The organism is Sphingomonas bacterium (assembly GCF_903643035.1).
Lineage (GTDB): Bacteria > Pseudomonadota > Alphaproteobacteria > Sphingomonadales > Sphingomonadaceae > Sphingomonas.
The window spans coordinates 1-5,654 of record NZ_CAHJWW010000175.1 but is presented as its reverse complement, the minus strand read 5'-3'; the positions used below and the strand labels follow the sequence as shown (position 1 = coordinate 5,654).

General features: G+C 70.7%; 5 protein-coding genes. 4 read left to right on the top strand and 1 reads right to left on the bottom strand.

What is annotated here, in order from left to right; all coding sequences use genetic code 11:
* The coding region (locus tag HUV01_RS11125) for an AsmA family protein (RefSeq protein WP_174298321.1) at positions 1–1,943 on the bottom strand (1,943 nt) is incomplete at its 3' end.
* A gap of 201 nt (positions 1,944–2,144) precedes the next feature.
* Between HUV01_RS11125 and rpmI the strand changes: the two genes are divergently transcribed.
* The 4 genes from rpmI to pheT form a co-directional block, all read left to right on the top strand.
* On the top strand, positions 2,145–2,348 hold the full coding sequence (gene rpmI / locus HUV01_RS11120) for a 50S ribosomal protein L35 (protein ID WP_174298320.1): 204 nt from the start codon (positions 2,145–2,147) through the stop codon (positions 2,346–2,348).
* An 11-nt stretch (positions 2,349–2,359) separates the two neighbouring features.
* On the top strand, positions 2,360–2,734 hold the full coding sequence (gene rplT, locus HUV01_RS11115) for a 50S ribosomal protein L20 (protein ID WP_174298319.1): 375 nt from the start codon (positions 2,360–2,362) through the stop codon (positions 2,732–2,734).
* Positions 2,735–2,918: 184 nt separating this feature from the next.
* The gene (gene pheS, locus HUV01_RS11110; protein WP_174298318.1) at positions 2,919–4,100 is read left to right on the top strand and encodes a phenylalanine--tRNA ligase subunit alpha; all 1,182 of its coding nucleotides are present in this window, start codon (positions 2,919–2,921) and stop codon (positions 4,098–4,100) included.
* A partial coding sequence (gene pheT, locus HUV01_RS11105) for a phenylalanine--tRNA ligase subunit beta (protein ID WP_174298317.1) occupies positions 4,097–5,654 on the top strand: 1,558 nt, incomplete at its 3' end. The genes pheS and pheT, both read left to right, overlap by 4 nt.

Here is a 5,654-nt window from a genome sequence, read left to right as displayed (position 1 = left end):
GGGCCGCAGGCGGCGGCCTTCGCGTCGCCCACATCGACGAAGGCGAGGATCGCCGCCGGCGGGGTCGCCAGCAACCCCAGCGCGACCGCCGCGCCCGCGCGCCCGGCCAGCTCCCTGCTCAGCACGTCGAGGCGTGGCCTGGCGAAAAAGCCCTCGATCCCGACCGGCGACTGGCCGGAGAACAGCGAGAACTTCTTGGCGTCGGCGCGGAAGGCGAGGTCCAGGCTCTCGTTGCGGAACGAGAAGCCGCCGCGCCCGAGCATCACGTTCTTGGTCGTGTCGATCAGGATCGGATCGGCGGCGGCGATGCCCCGACGCACCGAAAAGGCGATCAGCCCGCAGTTGATCTGCACCGGCTCCTTCAGCTCCCTGGTGAACATCTTCTGCGCGAAGACGCCCAGATCGAGCTCGGCGAGCTGGACGTTGCGCGTCCAGAAGCTGCCCCGCGGCAGGATGAAGGCGATCCGCCCCCGCGAGGTCGACAGCCAGTCGTGGAACGAGTTTCCGTCGCCGACGAGGCCGATGTGTCCCTTCACGACGCCAGACGTCCCCGCCTCCGACACGCCCCAGCCCGCCAGCAGCCGGCCCATCGGCGTGGGCGCGAGGCGGATGTCCGCGGTCCAGTGCGCCGGCCGGCGGCGCGCGTCGATCGTCCAGCTCGACGCGACCGTGCCGCGCGACATGGTGAAATCGAGCGGTTTCAGCGTCAGCAGCCGGTCGTCGAGCTTCAGCGTCAGGCCGATGTCGGACAGCGGCACGCGGCGCGAGCGGACGACGGCGATCCGCCATTTCAGGTCGGCGTCGAAATTGCCGAACTCGTCGACCGGCAGCGCGGTGTCGGGCAGCAGCCGCGGGGTCGCCTGTCCCTGCCCGGAAGCCGCCGCGGCGCCCTGCGTGGCGACGAGATCGGGGTCGTAACCGATGAACGGCGCGGCATCGACGATGTCCAGCCTGTGCGTCGCCAGCGTCGCGTCGAGGTGGATGCGCGGCTCGAATGCCTCCACGGTCAGCGTACCCGACAGGTCGCTGTCGCCGAACCGTCCCGCAAGGCGGCTGAAGGCATAGGTGGTGCCGGTGTTCACCAGCGTCGCCCGCAATCGATACGTCCGGGTCGGCGGCAGGACGACGCCGATGATGCGGAACAGCTCGGCCATGTTCCGCCCGCGCGCGGCGACCGCCAGCGGCACGCCGTCGAACTCCGCCAGGCTGGGCAGCGTGCCGTGGACGGTCAGGTGGTTGTGCGCGGCGTCGGCGTCGAGCCGCAGCTCGTTCCTGCCGCGTCCGACGGTGGCGTTGGGGGACAGCAGCGCGCCGGTGGCGGTGAACGGCGTCGTGCGAACGCGCCCGGTGGCGGTGAAGCGCACCGCGCCGTCGATGTGCGCGTCCGCCGACGCGATCGTCTGGATGCCCAGGTCGGCGAGCAGCGGCAGCCTGCCGTCGCGATAGCGTACCGTGGTGCCCGCCACGCGCGCGCGGTCGATAACCGGAAAGACGAACGGCCTGCCGTTCGTCTTCGGGCTGCCGAACGTCCAGGTGTTGCTCTTGTGGTCCGGGCTCCATTCCAGGTCGGCGACGCCGTTGGCGACGTCCATCCAGCGGAAACGGCGGCGACCGAACGCCAGCGACAGCGGCCGGATCATCGCCTCCACGCGGTCGGCGCGGAACAGCGCGGGGCGGCTGGCATAGCCGGGGTTGGAGATCGCGAACCCCTGCGCCAGGAAATGCAGGTCGAACGGGTCGAAGTAGATCTGGAAATCGCCACGCACGGTGACGGTGCGTCCAAGCGCGCTGCCCGCCAGCCGCTCGAACGTCGGCTTCAGGAACCGGCCCTTCGTCACGTACAGCGTCGCCCACGCGAGGACGATCAGTCCGATCAGCGTCGCCAGCACCGCCACGGGGATGGCGACCGCATCGTGGACCGGGCGTTCGCGGCGCGGGGACATGGCCGGAGCGATCGTGGAAGAGGGGTCGCGGTCCGACACGCGGCAATCCTCGCACATATCCGGTAGGCGCCGCTAGCGGCGGTTGCCAAACGCGGCGCGCCGGCCTATGCGCCCGCCTTTCCGCGACCGCAAGTGGGACTGCCCGGCCAGTGTGGGCTGCCGCGGCCGTCCGTCGATGTCGCGAAACACGAGGAGACCAAAATGCCCAAGCTCAAGACGAAGAGCGGCGTCAAGAAACGCTTCAAGCTGACCGCGACCGGCCTGCTGAAGCATGGCGTCGCCGGCAAGCGCCATCGCCTGCTTCATCACAACGGCAAGTACATCCGGCAGAACCGCGGGACCAAGGTGCTGGCCAAGTCCGACACGGCGGCCGTCAAGGCCTGGGCCCCGTACGGTCTGAACTGAGGAGCGACTAGATGGCACGCGTCAAAAGGGGTGTAACCACCCGCGCCAAGCACAAGAACATCCTCGAACAGGCGAAGGGCTATTTCGGCCGTCGCAAGAACACGATCCGCATCGCGCGCCAGGCCGTCGAGAAGGCCGGCCAGTACGCGTATCGCGACCGCAAGGTGAAGAAGCGCACGTTCCGCGGCCTGTGGGTCCAGCGCATCAACGCCGGCGTCCGCGCCGAGGGACTGACGTACAGCCAGTTCATGCACGGGTGCAAGCTCGCGGGGATCGAACTCGACCGCAAGGTACTGGCCGACATCGCGATGCACGAGGGAGCGGTGTTCACCGCCATCGTCGCCCAGGCGAAGGCCGCGCTGCCGCAGGAACAGGCGGCGGCCTGACCTTCGGTCCACGAGGCTGACGGGGGCGCTGGTGGCGATACCGGCGCCCCTTTTTGTTGGAGATCGCGTCTCCGTCGTTCTGCCGTTCCAACACCGTTTGGGCCAAGCTTGTCGAAGCCCTGCCTTGCCCTTTACCGTCCCTGGAAGGACGGCGCGTCGACAAGCTCAGCATGAACGGGTGTCTATGGGTAACTTTGGTGACGTTAAGTCGTTCGTGCCCCGGATCATGGAGGCTGCCGACCTCGCCGCGCTCGAGGGCCTGCGCGTCGGAATGCTGGGCAAACAGGGGAGTGTCACCGCGCTCCTCAAGTCGCTGGGCGGGATGACCCCCGACGAGAGGCAGGCGCAGGGTCCCGCGATCCATGCGCTGCGCGAGGCGGTGACCGCCGCGATCGCGACGCGCCGGGACGCGCTGGAACGCGCCGTGCTCGACGCACGGCTCGCGGCCGAGACGCTCGACATGACGCTGCCGGCCGACGTGCCGCCTGCGGGCAGCATCCATCCCGTCTCGCAGGTGATGGACGAGCTGGCGGAGATCTTCGCCGACCTGGGCTTCGCCGTCGCCACCGGCCCGGAGATCGAGACGGACGAGAACAACTTCGATCGGCTCAACATCCCGGCGAGCCATCCCGCCCGCGCGATGCACGACACGTTCTACCTTGCCGATCGGGTGGACGACGGGCGAGGCCCGTCTTCGAACGACGAGCTGCGCTCGCCACCGGCCGGCGCGGAGCCGATCGAACGCGGGCGTGGCCGCTTCCTGCTCCGCACCCACACCTCGCCCGTCCAGGTCCGCACCATGCAGGCCGTCGCCGACCGCACGAACGGCAAGGGCGAGCCGATCCGCATCATCGCGCCCGGCCGCACCTATCGCTCGGACTCGGATGCCACCCACACGCCGATGTTCCACCAGGTCGAAGGACTGGTGATCGACCGCGGGATCACGATGGGGCACCTCAAATGGACGCTGGAGACGTTCCTACGCGCCTATTTCGAGCGCGACGACATCGTCCTGCGCCTGCGGCCGAGCTATTTCCCGTTCACCGAACCCAGCGCGGAGGTCGACGTCGGCTACACGCTCGTCAAGGGCAAGCGCGTGATCGGCGGCGATCCCGCCGGGCCGGACGGCGGCTGGATGGAGGTGCTGGGCAGCGGCATGGTGCATCCCAGGGTCATCGCCGCCTGCGGGCTCGATCCCGCCGAGTGGCAGGGTTTTGCGTTCGGCTGCGGCATCGACCGGCTGGCGATGCTGAAATACGGCATGGACGACCTGCGCGCCTTCTTCGACGGCGATGCGCGCTGGCTGCGGCACTACGGCTTCGACGCGCTCGACGTGCCGACGCTGTCGGGGGGAATATCGTCGTGAAGTTCACCCTTTCCTGGCTCAAGGACCATCTCGGCACCGACGCGGACGCGGGAGCCGTGGCCGACGCGCTGACCCGCATCGGGCTGGAGGTGGAAGGCGTTCACAACCCCGGCGCGGCGCTGTCGGCGTTCCGCCTCGCCCGCGTGCTGACCGCCGCGCCGCATCCCGGGGCCGACAAGCTCCAGGTGCTGAGCGTCGACGCGGGGGAGGACCCGGTTCAGGTCGTCTGCGGCGCCCCCAACGCGCGCGCGGGGCTGGTCGGCGTGTTCGGCCCGCCGGGCGCTCATGTGCCGGGCAGCGGAGTCACGCTGAAGGTTACTGTCATACGCGCGGTCGAGTCGTGGGGCATGATGTGCTCGGCGCGCGAACTGGGGCTTGGGGAAGAGCATGACGGGATCGTCGAGCTTCCCGCCGACGCTCCGGTGGGCGCGGTCTATCCGGCGTGGGCGGGGCTGGACGATCCGGTGTTCGACGTGTCGGTGACGCCCAACCGGCAGGATTGCATGGGCGTGCGCGGCATCGCGCGCGACCTGGCGGCGGCGGGACTGGGGACGTTGCGGCCGCTGGAGGAGGTGGTGGCCAGCCGCATCCCCCCCCGCATTCGGGCCGCGCCCGCGAAGGCCCCGCCCCCCCTTGCCGAAGCGCCGGGCACCGGGGCCGGGCCGCTTGTCCGCACGGAGGATCCCGTCGGCTGCCCCGCCGTCCTCGCGCAGGCCGTGTCGGGCGTGACGAACGGTCCCTCGCCCGAGTGGATGCGGCGGCGGCTGGCCGCGATCGGGCAGAAGCCGATCGGCGCGCTGGTCGACATCACCAACTACCTGATGATCGACCTTGGCCGGCCGCTCCACGTCTACGACCGCGCGACCCTCGCCGGACCGCTCGTTGTCCGGCGGGCAAGGGCGGGAGAAAGCGTCGTCGCGCTCAACGGGCGCCGCTATGCGCTCACCCCGCAGATGACCGTCATCGCCGACGACCGCGAGGTGCACGACATCGCCGGCATCATGGGCGGCGAGCGTTCCGGCGTCCGCGACGCGACGAGCGACGTGCTGATCGAGTGCGCGTGGTTCGAGCCCGAGGGCATCGCGCGCACCGGCCAGGCGCTCGCGCTCGCCAGCGACGCGCGCACCCGGTTCGAGCGCGGGGTGGACCCGGCGTTCCTCGACGAGGGGCTGGCGATCGCCACGCGCCTGGTGCTGGACCTGTGCGGCGGCACCGCCGGCGCGGTCACGCGATCGGGCGAGGCGCCGCTTCGCACGCGCGCCCATGCCTATGACCCGGCGCTCGCCGGGACGCTCGGCGGCCTCGCGGTCGCGCCGGAACGCCAGCGCGCGATCCTCGAGTCGCTCGGCTTCGCGGTCACGGAGGACTGGCGGGTCACGCCGCCGACGTGGCGCCGCGACATCGACGGCCCCGCCGACCTCGTCGAGGAGGTGATCCGGATCGAGGGGCTGGACAAGGTCGCGGCCGTGCCCCTGCCCCGCGTCGCCGGGGATGATGGCGGCGTCGCGCGCCCCACCGCCACGCCCGAGCAGAAGCGCGAGCGCCGCACCCGCC